The sequence below is a fragment of the Streptococcus caecimuris genome (assembly GCF_943193075.1).
Lineage (GTDB): Bacteria > Bacillota > Bacilli > Lactobacillales > Streptococcaceae > Streptococcus > Streptococcus caecimuris.
On the sequence record NZ_CALPCT010000009.1, the window covers coordinates 1 to 14,609 of the forward strand.

Annotated in this window: 10 protein-coding genes; 5 read left to right on the top strand and 5 right to left on the bottom strand. The window is 40.7% G+C overall.

Annotation, left to right across the window (positions count from 1 at the left end):
- Positions 1–74 precede the first annotated feature (74 nt).
- The 5 genes from nrdI to malQ all read right to left on the bottom strand — a co-directional run bounded on the left by nrdI (position 75) and on the right by malQ (position 8,681).
- Positions 75–530 carry a class Ib ribonucleoside-diphosphate reductase assembly flavoprotein NrdI gene (gene nrdI / locus NFR56_RS04845; protein ID WP_049516115.1) on the bottom strand — a complete coding sequence of 152 codons (456 nt, stop codon included), beginning with the start codon at positions 528–530 and terminating at the stop codon, positions 75–77.
- Between the two features lie 61 nt (positions 531–591).
- Positions 592–1,107: an ABC transporter permease gene (locus NFR56_RS04850; protein ID WP_070587705.1), complete on the bottom strand. Its 516-nt coding sequence runs from the start codon at positions 1,105–1,107 to the stop codon at positions 592–594.
- Between the two features lie 427 nt (positions 1,108–1,534).
- Complete coding sequence (locus NFR56_RS04855; RefSeq protein WP_251457972.1) at positions 1,535–4,363, bottom strand: GbpC/Spa domain-containing protein; 2,829 nt, start codon at positions 4,361–4,363, stop codon at positions 1,535–1,537.
- A 485-nt stretch (positions 4,364–4,848) separates the two neighbouring features.
- Complete coding sequence (glgP, locus tag NFR56_RS04860; protein ID WP_049471794.1) at positions 4,849–7,107, bottom strand: glycogen/starch/alpha-glucan family phosphorylase; 2,259 nt, start codon at positions 7,105–7,107, stop codon at positions 4,849–4,851.
- A gap of 44 nt (positions 7,108–7,151) precedes the next feature.
- Entirely contained in the window at positions 7,152–8,681 is a 1,530-nt protein-coding gene (gene malQ / locus NFR56_RS04865) for a 4-alpha-glucanotransferase (RefSeq protein ID WP_251457975.1), read from the bottom strand.
- Positions 8,682–9,130: 449 nt separating this feature from the next.
- On the opposite strand from malQ, the gene NFR56_RS04870 reads away from it, so the two are divergent.
- From NFR56_RS04870 to NFR56_RS04890, 5 genes are all read left to right on the top strand, one after another.
- Positions 9,131–10,387 (top strand): extracellular solute-binding protein, encoded by a 1,257-nt coding sequence (locus tag NFR56_RS04870; protein ID WP_251457978.1) that lies wholly within the window; start codon positions 9,131–9,133, stop codon positions 10,385–10,387.
- A 127-nt stretch (positions 10,388–10,514) separates the two neighbouring features.
- Complete coding sequence (locus NFR56_RS04875) at positions 10,515–11,810, top strand: sugar ABC transporter permease (protein ID WP_023919930.1); 1,296 nt, start codon at positions 10,515–10,517, stop codon at positions 11,808–11,810.
- Position 11,811: 1 nt separating this feature from the next.
- Positions 11,812–12,654 (top strand): sugar ABC transporter permease, encoded by an 843-nt coding sequence (locus NFR56_RS04880; protein WP_021154117.1) that lies wholly within the window; start codon positions 11,812–11,814, stop codon positions 12,652–12,654.
- 144 nt (positions 12,655–12,798) lie between these two features.
- Positions 12,799–13,611 (top strand): DUF1189 family protein, encoded by an 813-nt coding sequence (locus NFR56_RS04885; RefSeq protein ID WP_021154118.1) that lies wholly within the window; start codon positions 12,799–12,801, stop codon positions 13,609–13,611.
- Between the two features lie 11 nt (positions 13,612–13,622).
- Positions 13,623–14,606, top strand: a complete 984-nt coding sequence (locus tag NFR56_RS04890; RefSeq protein ID WP_251457981.1) for a LacI family DNA-binding transcriptional regulator — start codon at positions 13,623–13,625, stop codon at positions 14,604–14,606.
- Positions 14,607–14,609: the final 3 nt, after the last annotated feature.

The window sequence follows — 14,609 nt, forward strand, 5'->3', positions numbered from 1 at the left end:
ACTCAACTGTGCGGAGGTGGGACGACGAAATCGAATTCTAACGAATTACCGATTTCTGTCCCACTCTCTTTATTTTAAAGATGATACAAATCTTCTACAATGGCGGCTACTTTTTTAATATCTCCCAACATCCCCCGCATTTCAAAATCGGCTAACATGGGGAAACCAAAGCGTTGGCTGTATTGCTTAGCGGTTAAACAATATTGATTGTTAAAATTCCGATTGCCTGATCCAACCACTCCTAAGCACTTGCTGGCATTGTCTCCATAAGCAATAAAATCCGCAACATCTGTCGTCAAAATTTCCACATCGCCATTGTCAACACCATTTCCACCCTCCAAATAGGTAGGCAAAAAAGTGATAAAAGGATTGGTCATTTCAAAGAAGGACTGGCCCTCTTTGACCATGTCTTTCACATGCACTTTCTCGATTTCAAGTCCGGGATGGGCTTCCAGCAAATAGTCACTTAAGCGGCGGACAAAACTCTCTGTATTCCCACTCAGACTAATATAAACAAAGGATACTTTCATCTTTTTTCTCCAATCAAGAAGCTCTCTTATCCTCTAAGAGAGCTCCATTCAAACTTATCTATTATGCCGTAGCTTGAGCTTTTCTCAAACGCAAGGTTTTATACAAAACAATTCCAAGGAAGAGAAGAGATAAAGCAGTCAAGAGCAACAAAGCAATGGACGAAGATGCTAGATATCGTTGACGAAGGGACGGGGTTGAAAAACTAGCCAATAGCGGACGCCCTGCAAAATAATTATAGCAAGAGAAGGCTTGACTTAATAAAATCTGCCCCATGTAAGTATAATGGGCTGTTAACAGATCCTGCTTCATAAAGAGGAAATAGAAAGTTGCCAGTAAGGCAATCAGAATCAGGGAAACAAATAAAAAGGTTAGTGGAGACTGATTGAGTTGGGCTGATTTCTCATAATATGTCACATAGTCCGCCTTGTCTTGAGCCGTTGTTAAACCAAGTTGTTTCGCAAAATCATCTGTCAGCTCAAAACTCTTTGAAGCTCCAAAGGTTGAGACAGCTGAAGTCAGGGTTCCAACCGTAGAGAAAAATAACAGGATGTAAAGATAGATAGGTTTCTTTTTCATACAAACTCCTTTTCATTTCTTACACCCTATTATATCGCGATACAGATAGAAAGGCAAGCGCCTCAAAACAGTGGAAGCACTTGCCTGATCACTGATACGTTCAAATGAAATTCATTTGGAAAATAATGTGTGCAAAAGATGAAAAAGACATCACAACTGTATCATTGGAATGATTAGAGATATAACGGAGTCCTATAAACTTTCATTCGAACACCACCAGTATACCTCATTCTCTTCTTCTTGTGTCATCCATTTCTATTCTGCTTCATTTCGACACGATTTGGTCTATAAAAGCCATTTCCTCTCCTTATCCAAAAACTATTCTGTTCTATTTCTCAACTATTTGGTCATCACTCCCATCAAAAAAGCCAGAAGGACTTGCCTTCTGACTTTCTTTATTTAGATGAATGGACGAAAGAACGAAGAATTAATCTTCTTTTTTCTTGCGTGCAAGACCCAATCCAAGCAATCCAGCCATCGCACCTGCAAGAACAGCTGCAGTTGAGCTTTCTGTACCTGTATTTGGAAGCGCAGGTGTTTGTGGTTGCGCAGGTTGTACAGGCTGTTCCGGAACTTCAGGAGTTGGTTCGGTTGGAACCTCTGGAGTTGGTGGAACGATTGGTGTAGGTGGAACAATTGGTGTTGGTGGGTTATATGGTGTTGGTGGAGTTGGAGGAACTGGCGTTGGTGGGGTTGGAATATCTGTTTCCGTTACCACTTTATTCTTATGCCATTTCACTTCAGCTTCCGGTTTCACCGGATTCGTATTTGGAACAACTTCAGGAGTCGGTGGGGTTGGCTCTGTTGGTGGAGTTGGTGATTTTGGTTCCTCCACATCGACCGTAATCACAGTGTAGTTAGGTGCTGTTGGCGGAGTTGGTGATTTAGGTTCTTCTGGTTTCGTTGGCTCTGCAGGTAGATTTTCCACTGTAATCGTTGGTGGAGTTGGAGCCTTTGGTTCTGTTGGTTTTGTTGGCTCTTTCGGTTCTTCTCCTGGCTCTTTAGGAAGACCTACATTTGAGTTGATGGCAAACCAATAAACCGTTGGTTGACCAGCCGCATTGGCACCATTAGCCGTAAAGACTAAGTGTCCATCTGACATCTTCAAGCCTGCTCCACCATAATAGAGGTATGGAGAAGATGGATTATCCCAACCTTCAAGAGTTGTTGAAGATTCACCGTTAAAGACAGAGCCATGTTCAATATATTGGTTATCTTTAAAGGAAGTCACTTCTTTAGTAGCAGCATCATAAGAAACACTTGAGTTTGGAATTGGAATAAATTTATTATTTCCAACATTTACAGACTCTTGGTGTTCCACGTTTTCAAATTTCTTCTTAGGCGTGAACGTAATTTGACCTGTAGTTGCATCTACTTTGTATGATCCGATAACATCATCCTTACCTTCAAAGGTAAATTCTTCTGTACCAATAGAATGAACACTTCCTGAACCCGAAGCATTTACAGTTAACGCATCCGTTACTTCTTCCTTCTCAGGTGTCGTACCAGGAACCCATTTACCTGTGTCATCTTTAACATAACCATATTTCTGAGTCACAATTTTGAGAGGGTTGTCTGCTGAAATGGAAACAGTTGCAGTACCAAAGTCTGCTTTTCCTGTTTTAACCTTCACTTCATTGTTTTCAATGCTCATGGATGAACCATCTGCATATGGATCCCAAGTTCCACGAACAGTGTTGCCATTTTTATCTTTGGCTTCTACTGTAAGGGCACGAGGTTTGTCTCCACTATCGACATAGGAAGCACCTGTCCAGTGGTTGAGCGAGTTCAAAGCGACAATGGCATTGCGTTGAGTCAAATCAAATTTATTGCCATCACCATCATAGAATTCAACATCGACAGCAACCTTAACAGGTTTGTCTTGGTCTGTTGAAGCACCCACTGTCATGGTTACCGTTGGATCTGCGTTGACTGCTGCAATCCCTTTGCCATCATTTGATGGAAGACTTAAAATCTCATAACGGTAAATCACACGTTTGATTGGATGCATATCCGTATTTTCACGCATGCTGGACTGATTCAAGTTATCATAAGTAACGACAAATTTATCGCCTTCTTTCACTTGAATGTACTCAGTTTCATTATTGGCCCAAGGACTAGTTGCTACAATATCTGAAGCTTCCAATTTATTAGAATCATATTGATGGACATTGCTTGTATTTAAACGAGCTTGAGCATCACGAGTAAGATAAGTGCTGATGCCGTCAATGGTGTGAGTTGCACCACCTTCACGTTGGAAGGTCAAATCTTGAACAGTTGAAACATTTTTAAGGTCAGCATACGCATTGTCTGTCATATATTTGTCGTATGCTTGTTTCGCGTCCGTATATTGTTTTTTGGCAACTTCGTATTCAGCTAATTTCTTTTGATAAGCAATATAATCATTTTCGTACTGTACTTTTTCTACATTGTATTTTGCAAGATCAGCTTCGTATTGAGCCTTAGCAGCATCTTCTTCTGCCTTCTTCGCTACCAATTGATCATAAGCTGCTTTATCTTTATCGTATTGCGCTTTCTTAGTTTGGTATTCTTGTAAATCTTTATCGTATTGCGCTTTCGCTGTATTGTAAACAGCCATTTCTGCTTCATACTTAGCTTTTGCTTCTGCATTGGCCTTATCTGCTGCTGCTTTTTCTGCTACTTTAGCATCGTAGGCTGCCTTTTTAGCATTGTACTCTTCTAAAGCTTTATCATAAGCTGCTTGTTGGGTTTTGTAGTCTTCTACTTGTTTCTTGTAAGCCGCTTCTGCTTCTGCATTTCTCTTTTCAATCAATGTGATTTCTTGAGATTTTGCTTCATACTCCGCTTTTGCCTTTTTGTAGTTATCAACTACTGTGTTGATTTCAGCTGTTTGAGCTTTATTATCTGCTTCTGCTGCTGCGATAGATGGTTGGACTTTTTCAGCTTCTTCTGTAACGGTCACACCTTCTGTAGCCGCATCAGCTTTTGCTTTTTCAAGTTCTGGTGATTCTACATAAGTCGTCGTAACTGTTTTATTTCCTTCTGTCACAGTTGTAGATGTCAACTTAGAACTTGTTGAAACAGCTGCATCGCTTGTTGCTGTATCCGTAGTAGTCGCTTCAGTTGCAGGCGCTGTTGCTTCATCTGCTTTCACTTCTGCTCCGTAGGTATTAACAGTAGCCAATCCAGCGATGGCCAATGAAACAACACCGACTGATAACTTACGAATTGAAAATTTTTCCTGCTTCGAAACATGTTCACGATAGCTTTTCATTTTCAAAACTCTCCTTTTTTGTTTAAAAAAATCTCACTGTAGAGGCAAAAATATGCTACTTCCAGTTAACTTCATTGTATCACAATCAACCATTTTTATATATTTGTCAATTTAATTTTTTATTTTACTTTAAATATATAACAACTTGAATCCCCAAACTTTCCTTGCCTTCCCCATCTTTAGTTGAAAATATATGCAAACGCCTGTGAAAAAATCCTTTATTTTCAAGGGTTTTTAAGACACTTTCTCTTTTTATAAATTTCACCGAAAGGCTTTTTAAAGGGAAGTATTTTTTTATACCAATAAATTAGATTTGAAGACTGAAATAAAAATTATGTAATTTTTTCCCTTTAGGGGTTGCAAAATTCAAAAAAACAACACTTTTTGCAGAGTGTCCATTCCCTAAACTAGCTCCATTTCTTCTCCCAAATGAGAAGTAATGAAAAAGACCAAGGTCTTATGGACCTTGGTCTAACAACTAATGATTAGTTTAAGTGCCAGATATCTTCATTGTACTGAGCGATCGTACGGTCAGATGAGAAGAATCCTGCTTTAGCAATGTTTACGATAACTTGATCCAACCATGCATCACGGTCTTCGTAATCAGCCAACATGCGTTCTTTGGTTACAATGTAGTCTTCCAAGTCAAGAAGAGTCATGAACCAGTCTTTGTTGATCAATTCCTTGTGAAGACGAGTCAAGCGTTCCTTGTTACCAACTGCAAGAACGGCATCGCTGATAATGAAGTCTACCAATGGTTTGATAGCTTCACGTTCATAGAAGTCCGCTGATTTGTATGCTGATTTCTCATATAGATCGATTACAGTTTCTGAATCTTCACCGAAGATGTAGATGTTGTCACGTCCAACCAATTCAGCGATTTCCACGTTGGCTCCATCCATCGTACCAAGTGTCAATGCACCATTCAACATGAATTTCATGTTACCAGTACCTGAAGCTTCTTTCGAAGCAAGAGAGATTTGCTCAGAAATATCGCTAGCTGGGATCAAGTAGCTTGCAGCAGTTACGTTGTAGTTTTCAACCATCACCACTTGCAAGTGTGGAGCTACTGCTGGATCGTTTGCAATCACTTCAGACAAGCAAAGGATCAAGTGGATGATATCTTGTGCAATGGTGTAGGCAGGAGCTGCTTTACCACCAAAGAGAACAGTGATTGGGCGAGCAGGGATATTTCCAGCTTTGATGTCCAAGTATTTGTGGATCACATACAAAGCGTTCATTTGTTGACGTTTGTATTCGTGGAGACGTTTGATTTGGGTATCAAAGATAGAGTTAGGATTGATTTCCACACCTTGATGGTCTTTCAAGAAACGAGCCAATTTCCGTTTGTTGTGAGACTTGATGTTTTCCAATTTTGCTTTGACTGCATCTTTATCTTCATAAGAAAGAAGGTCTTCCAATTTAGATGCGTCATGGTGCCAGTCACGTCCGAGGATATCATCCAAGTAGTGTGACAAGGTTGGGTTGGCATGCATGAGCCAACGACGGAATGTGATACCGTTTGTTTTGTTGTTGAATTTTTCAGGGTAAATGTCGTAGAAGGCTTTCAACTCAGAATTCTTCAAGATTTCTGTGTGAAGTGCTGCTACCCCGTTTACGCTAAATCCATAGTGGATATCCATGTGCGCCATGTGTACGCGATCATTCTCATCGATGATTTGAACAGCTGGATCTTTGTATTCAGCGCGAACACGGCGGTCCAATTCTTCAATGATTGGAACCAAGTGAGGAACCACTTCTTGCAAGAATTCAAGTGGCCATTTTTCAAGGGCTTCTGCAAGGATTGTGTGGTTAGTGTAAGCCGTCATGCTACGAACGATAGAGATGGCTTCATCCATTCCAATACCACGTTCTGTCAAAAGACGGATCAATTCAGGGATGACCATTGATGGGTGAGTATCGTTGATTTGGACAACAGCATAGTCAGCAAGGTCATGCAAGTTGCTTCCTTTTTCGATGGCTTCGTCGATGATCAATTGTGCACCGTTTGATACCATGAAGTATTGTTGGAAGATACGGAGCAATTCCCCTTGACGGTTACTATCATCTGGGTACAAGAAGAGGGTCAAGTTGCGAGCGATATCTGTCTTGTCAAAGTTAATACCATCTTCAATAATAGATGAATCAACTGAATCCAAGTCGAACAAACGCAAACGGTTCTTGGTTTCAATCTTGTAACCAGGGACATCGATATCATAAAGGGTAGAAGTCAATGTGAAGTGTGCAAATGGCACTTGGTAGCTACGGCTTGAACGAACGAGCCAGCTTTGGTCAGTCAACCATGCATTTGGAATCGTTTCTTGTTGGTTGTTTTTAAGGACTTGTTGGAACAAACCAAAGTGGTAGTTCAAACCAACCCCATCCCCTGTCAAACCAAGGCTTGAGATAGAGTCGATAAAGCAGGCTGCCAAACGTCCCAAACCACCGTTACCAAGTGATGGTTCCAATTCCACTTCTTCGACTTCGATCAAGTCTTTACCAGCATCTGACAATTCTTTTTTAACATCGTCGTAAAGACCCAAGTTGATCAAGTTGTTAGACAAGAGTTTACCGATCAAGAACTCAGCTGAGATGTAGTAAACTTTTTTCTTACCAGTATTTAATTTCTTTTGAGCGCTTGCTTGCTTCGTGTAATTTAGCAAGGCAATGTACAATTCTTCATTTGAACATTCAGCAATTGTTTTTTGATGATGATCAATCACATATTTTTGTAATGATTCCATGTTGGGAGTCTCCTTTGTTTCAACAATTTTAATAGGGGGAAAGATTATTTTTTTGCTTTCTTAACTTCTTTTTTCAAGTCTTTGTTTTCACGACGATAGATCGTAGTGAAATCAAGCAATTCTTGCTCGACAGCTGGAGTCAATTGATCCGCTGTCATTCGCCATGACCAGTTACCACCGAGAGTAGATGGGAAGTTCATCCGAGCTGAGCCATCTAACTCAAGCAAGTCTTGCATCGTAGCAATCGCCATGAAGCTGACGGAAGCAAAGACGGTGCGAAGCATCGCATGCGGTACAGATTCGTACTCTTTCCGGTTGGTATAACGAGCAAGATACTCACGAGTTGGATCGTCGATTTCATTGCGGTACCATCCAAGAACTGTGTTGTTATCATGTGTTCCAGTGTACATCACAGAGTTGTTTGGTGCCAAGTGAGGGCTATCGATACTTTCATCGTCAGGATTGAAGGCGAATTGAAGAATCTTCATTCCTGGGAAGCCAGTACGTTCGCGAAGCTCAATAACTTCATCCGTCATAAAGCCAAGGTCCTCAGCGATGATGTTCAAATCACCGAGCTCTTCCTTCACGGCTGCAAAGAGTTTGTAGCCAGGACCTTTGACCCATTTACCTGGTGCTGCAGTTTCAGAACCAGCAGGGATTTCCCAGTATGATTCGAAACCACGGAAGTGGTCGATCCGAACGATGTCATAGATCTTGAAGCTTTCACGCAAGCGTTCAATCCACCATTGGTAGCCATCTTTGTCCATTGCTTCCCAGTCATAGATTGGGTTCCCCCAAAGTTGACCAGTTGCTGAGAACTCATCTGGCGGGCATCCTGCAATGCAAGTTGCTTTTCCGTTTTCATCTGTTTTGAAGAGATGAGGATTAGCCCACATGTCACTTGAATCTTCCGCTACATAGATTGGCATATCTCCCACAATTTCAATGTGGTGGTCGTTGGCATAAGCTTTCAAGGCCAACCATTGTTGGAAGAAGAAGAATTGAGTTACACGATGGTAAGTCAATTGATCAGCCAATTCTTCACGGTAGTTAGCCAAAGCTTTTGGCTCACGCGCACGAATAGCTGCATCTGGCCACTCTGTCCAAGCTTTCAAATCAAAGTGTTCTTTAATAGCCATGTATTCTGCGAAGAGCTCCAACCAAGAAGCATTGGCTTCGCAAAAGGCTTGGAATTCTTTTTGATCACCTGATTTCAAGAAGTTCGCAACGGCTTTTTCAAGTAGCGGACGACGTTGTTCGAAAACCTTTGCATAATCCACTTGAGTAGGATCTTGACCAAAGTCCACTCCTTTAAGATCTGCTTCTGTCAACAAACCTTGCTCGATCAAAAGATCGAAATCAATAAAATGAGTGTTCCCAGCAAAAGCTGAGAAAGATTGGTATGGAGAATCTCCATAACTAGTTGTACCAAGCGGCAAGATTTGCCAGTAACGTTGCTTGGTCCGAACGAGGAAATCAACAAAATCATATGCTGATTGACCGAATGATCCGATCCCGTATTGTCCAGGAAGGGAAGAAATGTGCATCAAAACACCACTTTGACGTTTTTTCATGGGTTACCACCTTTTTTTATTTCTTTGAAGCCTGCGATTCGGTGCACGGTATGGGTATCGTTGCAGAGTCGTATCCAGCTCTCAAGCGGCTCTACTCTTTGTTAAAAATCGAACAGGCGCAACTCAGTTTACGCAATTTTTGCGAAAACGTTTGCGTACCATGTTATTATAAACTTTTTCCCTATTTTCTGCAAGGGATTTCTTAAAAACTTTTTTAACTTTTTTCAGAATGTCCTCACCCCCTTAGTGTATTCTTTCCTTTGGCTAATGTCAACAAATTTGATGCATTTTATAGAAGAAAGTTCGGAATTAAAATATTTTTAAAAAAATTGTTTAAAACTACTTGCAAACGTTTTCGCCTTGTGATATACTTAAGACGTTTTAGGAAAACGTTTGTCTAAAACGGTTTCTAATTATTATCTTTTTTTATTCTTTAGGAGGAATAAATCATGAAACGTACAATTTTACGTAGTGCTGCTGTACTTGGTACAGTTGGTTTTGCCGGCTTCTTACTTGCTGCTTGTAGCAATAACTCATCAGGTTCTTCTGAGGCAAGTAAAGAAATCAACGTCTATGTAGACAAAGGCTACAAATCTTATGTTGAAGAAGCTGCAAAAGCTTTTGAAAAAGAAAATGGCGTAAAAATTAACATCAAGACTGGTGATGCTCTTGGTGGATTGGATAACCTTTCTCTTGATAACCAATCTAAAAAAGCTCCAGACGTAATGATGGCTCCATACGACCGTGTAGGTGGTCTTGGTAGCGATGGTCAATTGGCTGAAGTGACATTAAACAAAGATAGCCATACAGATAAAACAACTGAAGCTCTTGTAACAAACGGTGGTAAAGTTTACGGTGCACCTGCTGTCATCGAAACATTGGTTCTCTACTATAACAAAGATCTTGTAAGCGAAGCTCCAAAAACATTTGGTGATCTTGAAAATCTTGCAAAAGATAGCAAGTACGACTTCGCTAGCGAACCTGGTAAAACAACTGCCTTCTTAGCTGACTGGACAAACTTCTACTACACTTACGGTTTACTTTCAGGTAACGGCGGTTATGTGTTTGGTAAAGACGGTACAGATCCTAAAGATATTGGATTGAACAACCAAGGTTCTATCGATGGTATCGAATATGCAAAAACTTGGTATGCTAAATGGCCAAAAGGTTTGCAAGATACAAAAGGTGCTGCTAACTTCATCCAAACACAATTCCAAGAAGGTAAAACAGCTGCTATCATCGATGGTCCTTGGAAAGCTGCTTCATTGAAAGAAGCTAAAGTAAACTACGGTGTCGCAACGATTCCAACTCTTCCAAACGGAAAACAATACTCTGCCTTTGGTGGTGGTAAAGCTTGGGTTATCCCTGCAGGTGCGAAAAACCTTGATGGCGCTCAAAAATTCATTGACTTCTTGACAAGTACTGACCAAGAAAAAGCTTTGTTTGACAAGACCAATGAAGTTCCTGCCAACACAGAAGCTCGTAAATATGCGGTTAGCAAAAACGATGAATTGACAACTGCCGTTGTTGATCAATTCAAGAATGCTCAACCAATGCCAAATATCTCAGAAATGAGTGCTGTTTGGGATCCAGCTGCTACTATGCTTTTCGATGCTGTAAGTGGTAAAAAATCTGCAAAAGCATCTGCTGACGATGCAGTGAAATTGATTAAAGAAACCATCGAACAAAAATTCGGTAGCAAATAAGACAGTTTTTAGGTGTGAGTAAGAGGTTGGAGACAAAGTCCCAACCTCTTATGTTCAATTTTCAAGCACAACTTACTGTCTGACTTGTCTTCTTGCTCTCTAGCAAGGACATTATAAGGAGATTTGAATGACTACAGAACAAAACCCTAAAAAGGCTATGTGGCTCTCTTTGATCCCGGGTCTTGGGCAAATTTATAACAAACAAAAAACCAAAGGCTATATTTTTCTTGCCGTAACCATTCTCTTTCTCGCCTATTTCCTAGGAATTGGAGCTGGAGAATTAGCGAAATTGGTTACACTTGGAACCGTCCGTGGACAAGATAATTCTCTCTTTATCTTGATTCGTGGCGCCTTCCACTTGATCATCACTGTTGTTTACTTCCTATTTTATGCCTTAAATATTAAGGATGCTGGAACAGTTGCTAAACGCATCAACAACGGGATTGCCGTTCCAAAAACCTTGAAAGAAATGGTTCAAGCCATCTATGAAAATGGCTTCCCATATTTATTGATTATTCCTTCATACATTGCTATGACATTTGCGATTATCTTCCCAGTTTTAGTAACTTTGATGATCGCCTTTACCAACTACGACTTCAAACATACCGCTCCAACAACCTTGCTTGATTGGATCGGGTTCCAAAACTTCACTAATATGTGGACCTTGAGTACCTTCCGCTCAGCCTTTACATCGGTTCTTGGCTGGACCTTGATTTGGGCCCTCGCAGCTTCTACTCTTCAAATCGTACTCGGTATCTTGACCGCTATTGTTGCAAACCAACCATTCGTAAAAGGAAAACGAATCTTTGGGGTTATCTTCTTGCTTCCTTGGGCTGTTCCAGCCTTCATCACTATCCTAACTTTCTCAAATATGTTTAACGATAGTGTCGGTGCTATCAATGCACAAGTTATCCCATTGTTTGCGAAGATCTTCCCATTCTTAGATGGCGTTTTGATTCCTTGGAAAACAGATCCTACCTGGACAAAAATTGCTTTGATTATGATGCAAGGTTGGCTCGGCTTCCCTTACATCTACGTCTTGACTTTAGGGATTCTTCAATCTATTCCAAACGATCTTTACGAAGCTGCTTATATTGATGGTGCCAACGGTTGGCAAAAATTCCGCAGCATCACTTTCCCAATGATTATGGCTGTTGCAGCTCCAACTTTGATCAGTCAATATACCTTCAACTTTAATAACTTCTCCATCATTTACTTGTTTAACGATGGGGGACCTGGTTCTGTCGGAGGAAACGCCGGATCTACAGATATCTTGATCTCATGGATCTACAAGTTGACAACCAATTCTTCTCCTCAATATTCAATGGCTGCAGCGGTAACCTTGATTATCTCTGTGATTGTGATCTCAATCTCTATGGTTGCCTTCAAGAAACTACATGCATTTGATATGGAGGATGTATAAAATGAAAAATTCAGTTCAATTTAAACGCCGCCTCAATCATTTCTTGACTTACCTGTACATGGTGGTTCTTTCAATCGTTATCATTTATCCATTGTTGATTACGGTTCTATCAGCCTTCAAATCAGGGAATGTCAGTGCCTTTACACTTGATTTTAGTGGCAATCTTAGTTTTGATAACTTCTCAAAACTTTTCTCTGAAACCCATTATGGCACTTGGTATATGAACACCTTGGTTATCGCCATTATCACCATGATTGTACAAACAAGTATCGTTACCTTCGCAGGTTACGCATACAGCCGTTACAATTTCTTGGCGCGTAAACAAAGTTTGGTCTTCTTCTTGATTATTCAAATGGTCCCAACCATGGCAGCCCTCACAGCCTTCTTCGTTATGGCTTTGATGCTGAATGCCTTGAACCAACCTTGGTTCTTGATCTTCCTTTATGTTGGTGGTGGTATTCCAATGAATGCCTGGTTGATGAAGGGATACTTTGATACTGTTCCAATTTCCCTCGATGAATCTGCGAAATTGGATGGAGCTGGACACTTCCGTCGCTTCTGGCAAATCGTCCTTCCTCTTGTTCGTCCAATGATTGCCGTTCAAGCACTTTGGGCTTTCATGGGGCCTTTCGGAGACTATATCTTGTCTAAATTCTTGCTTCGTGACGAAGTGAACTATACGGTAGCCGTTGGTCTTCAAACCTTTATCAGTGACCAAAAAAATCAAAAAATCGCCTTCTTTGCAGCCGGTGCTATTTTGATCGCGGTTCCAATCTGTATCTTATTCTTCTTCCTACAAAAGAACTTTGTTTCAGGCTTGACAGCTGGTGGAGATAAAGGATAAAATAGAATCTTATTTCAAGCACATTTTATTTTTAAGTTGAGGGTAGTATGGTGGATGCTTTACTACCCTTCGTTAAGAATAAAATCAATGCAAAGAGATTTCTCTTTGCATTTCTGATACTCTTATATTTAGAAAGGTCATCTTATGCCCTATCCTTTTAATTATTTCGCAAGTATCTTCAATTTCCGCTCTTCTTTTGCAAACCGCAAAAAACTGAGCTGGTTCCAAATGATTTTTACTTCTTTCTTTCTAATCTCTATCACACTATTACCTGTGGCTCTGCAAAATGCTCAACTCAAAACCTATCCTTTGACAACCTTTGTCAGCGATGTGTTTGATCCTTTATCAACAGACGTTATGAAAGATATCCAAGAACACGTCGTGATCAAAGACCAAGAGCTCACCTATACAGGGACTAACCCTGTACACAAGACTTCAAAAGGACAGGTTATCTTAGGCCAAGAGGCAAAGGCTAGTGAAGGCAAGGAGTTAACACTCCATTTTGATCGCAAACAATTGATTATCTCAAAAGAGAATAAAGAACTCGCTACAGTCTCATACCAGGCTATTAATCAAGAGAGCCTTCGGGATAAAAAAAGCTTCACTCAAGCTATCTCTAGCGATTGGTTTCGCGACAATCGACTCCCTGTCAGTCTCTTTCTCGTGATTTTCTCTGGCTTCTTATCGACAGTCAATTATTTGATTCTCATCGTAGGGGCATCTTTCTTCCTCTACTTGACACGAAAATCTCGACTCTTTTCACTACAAACTTTCAAGGAATGTTTCAATTGTATTCTGAATTGCTTGGGACTCCCTATTTTACTGAGTGTCTTCATCAGTTTACTATTCCATCAAGTATTTACTACGACGATCATGATCCAAAATGTCTTATTTGTACTCTATCTTGCTATGGTATTTTATAAGACCCACTTCCGTGATCCAGACTATCACCGCTAGGAGGTTTTCTCATGCGTGTTACCATCAAAGATGTGGCAAAACTCGCTGGCGTCGCGCCTTCAACTGTCACGCGCGTCATCCAAAACAAATCCACGATTAGTGATGAAACAAAAAAACGTGTCCGTGAGGCCATGGTCGAATTGGACTACCATCCCAATCTTAATGCTCGCAGCCTTGTCAGCCAATCTAGTCAAGTCATTGCTTTGGTCCTACCAATCGACAGTGACGTCTTCTACCAGAATCCTTTCTTCCCAACTGTTTTAAGAGGGATTACCCAGATCGCGTCAGACAATGATTATGCCATCCAAATCTGTACGGGGCAAAATGAAGAACGGCGGCTCGACAACCTCAAACAACTCATCTACGGAAATCGTGTAGATGGTTTGATTTTCCTTTATTCCAACCCGAATGATCCCCTCGTTGAATTTGCGATCAAAGACAAGTTCCCCTTCCTCATTCTCGGAAAGGCAGCTTCACCTTTTGTATCGCTAGTGGATAATGATAATATCAAGGCTGCATTTGATGCGACGGATTATTTCATTCAACAAAACTACCGAAAAATTGCTTTTATCGGGGGAAACAAAGAACTGTTCGTATCTCAAGACCGCTACCAAGGTTATAAAGAAGCCCTCCAAAAAGCAGGGATTCCTCTCGATGAAAAACTGGTTCATTTCTCATTTGGTTTTATGTTGGAAGACAATTCTTATCAAATGATGGAGAGCCTTCCCCTAGCAGAGTTAGATGCCATCATGACAACCGATATTCTCGTTGCTGAAGGGGTGCGCCAATACCTATTAGAACACCAGCTGACAATCCCGATTATTTCCTTTGATTCGATTAAGCCACGACTCGATATTGAAGCCTATATTGACATCAATGCAGTGGAACTCGGACGTGAGTCTGTTCGGACAATTCTACAAATTATCAAGGATCACAAAGAAGGAAAAACCGTTTGCTACCGTCAATTGATTGACCATACCATTACGAAACTCTAGGAG

Coding starts and splice junctions, on each gene's coding strand:
- glgP (WP_049471794.1), bottom strand. CDS start 7,107: ATGGAATCATTACAAAAATATGTGATTGATCATCATCAAAAAACAATT.
- NFR56_RS04870 (WP_251457978.1), top strand. CDS start 9,131: ATGAAACGTACAATTTTACGTAGTGCTGCTGTACTTGGTACAGTTGGT.
- NFR56_RS04885 (WP_021154118.1), top strand. CDS start 12,799: ATGCCCTATCCTTTTAATTATTTCGCAAGTATCTTCAATTTCCGCTCT.
- malQ (WP_251457975.1), bottom strand. CDS start 8,681: ATGAAAAAACGTCAAAGTGGTGTTTTGATGCACATTTCTTCCCTTCCT.
- NFR56_RS04855 (WP_251457972.1), bottom strand. CDS start 4,363: ATGAAAAGCTATCGTGAACATGTTTCGAAGCAGGAAAAATTTTCAATT.
- NFR56_RS04890 (WP_251457981.1), top strand. CDS start 13,623: ATGCGTGTTACCATCAAAGATGTGGCAAAACTCGCTGGCGTCGCGCCT.
- NFR56_RS04850 (WP_070587705.1), bottom strand. CDS start 1,107: ATGAAAAAGAAACCTATCTATCTTTACATCCTGTTATTTTTCTCTACG.
- nrdI (WP_049516115.1), bottom strand. CDS start 530: ATGAAAGTATCCTTTGTTTATATTAGTCTGAGTGGGAATACAGAGAGT.
- NFR56_RS04875 (WP_023919930.1), top strand. CDS start 10,515: ATGACTACAGAACAAAACCCTAAAAAGGCTATGTGGCTCTCTTTGATC.
- NFR56_RS04880 (WP_021154117.1), top strand. CDS start 11,812: ATGAAAAATTCAGTTCAATTTAAACGCCGCCTCAATCATTTCTTGACT.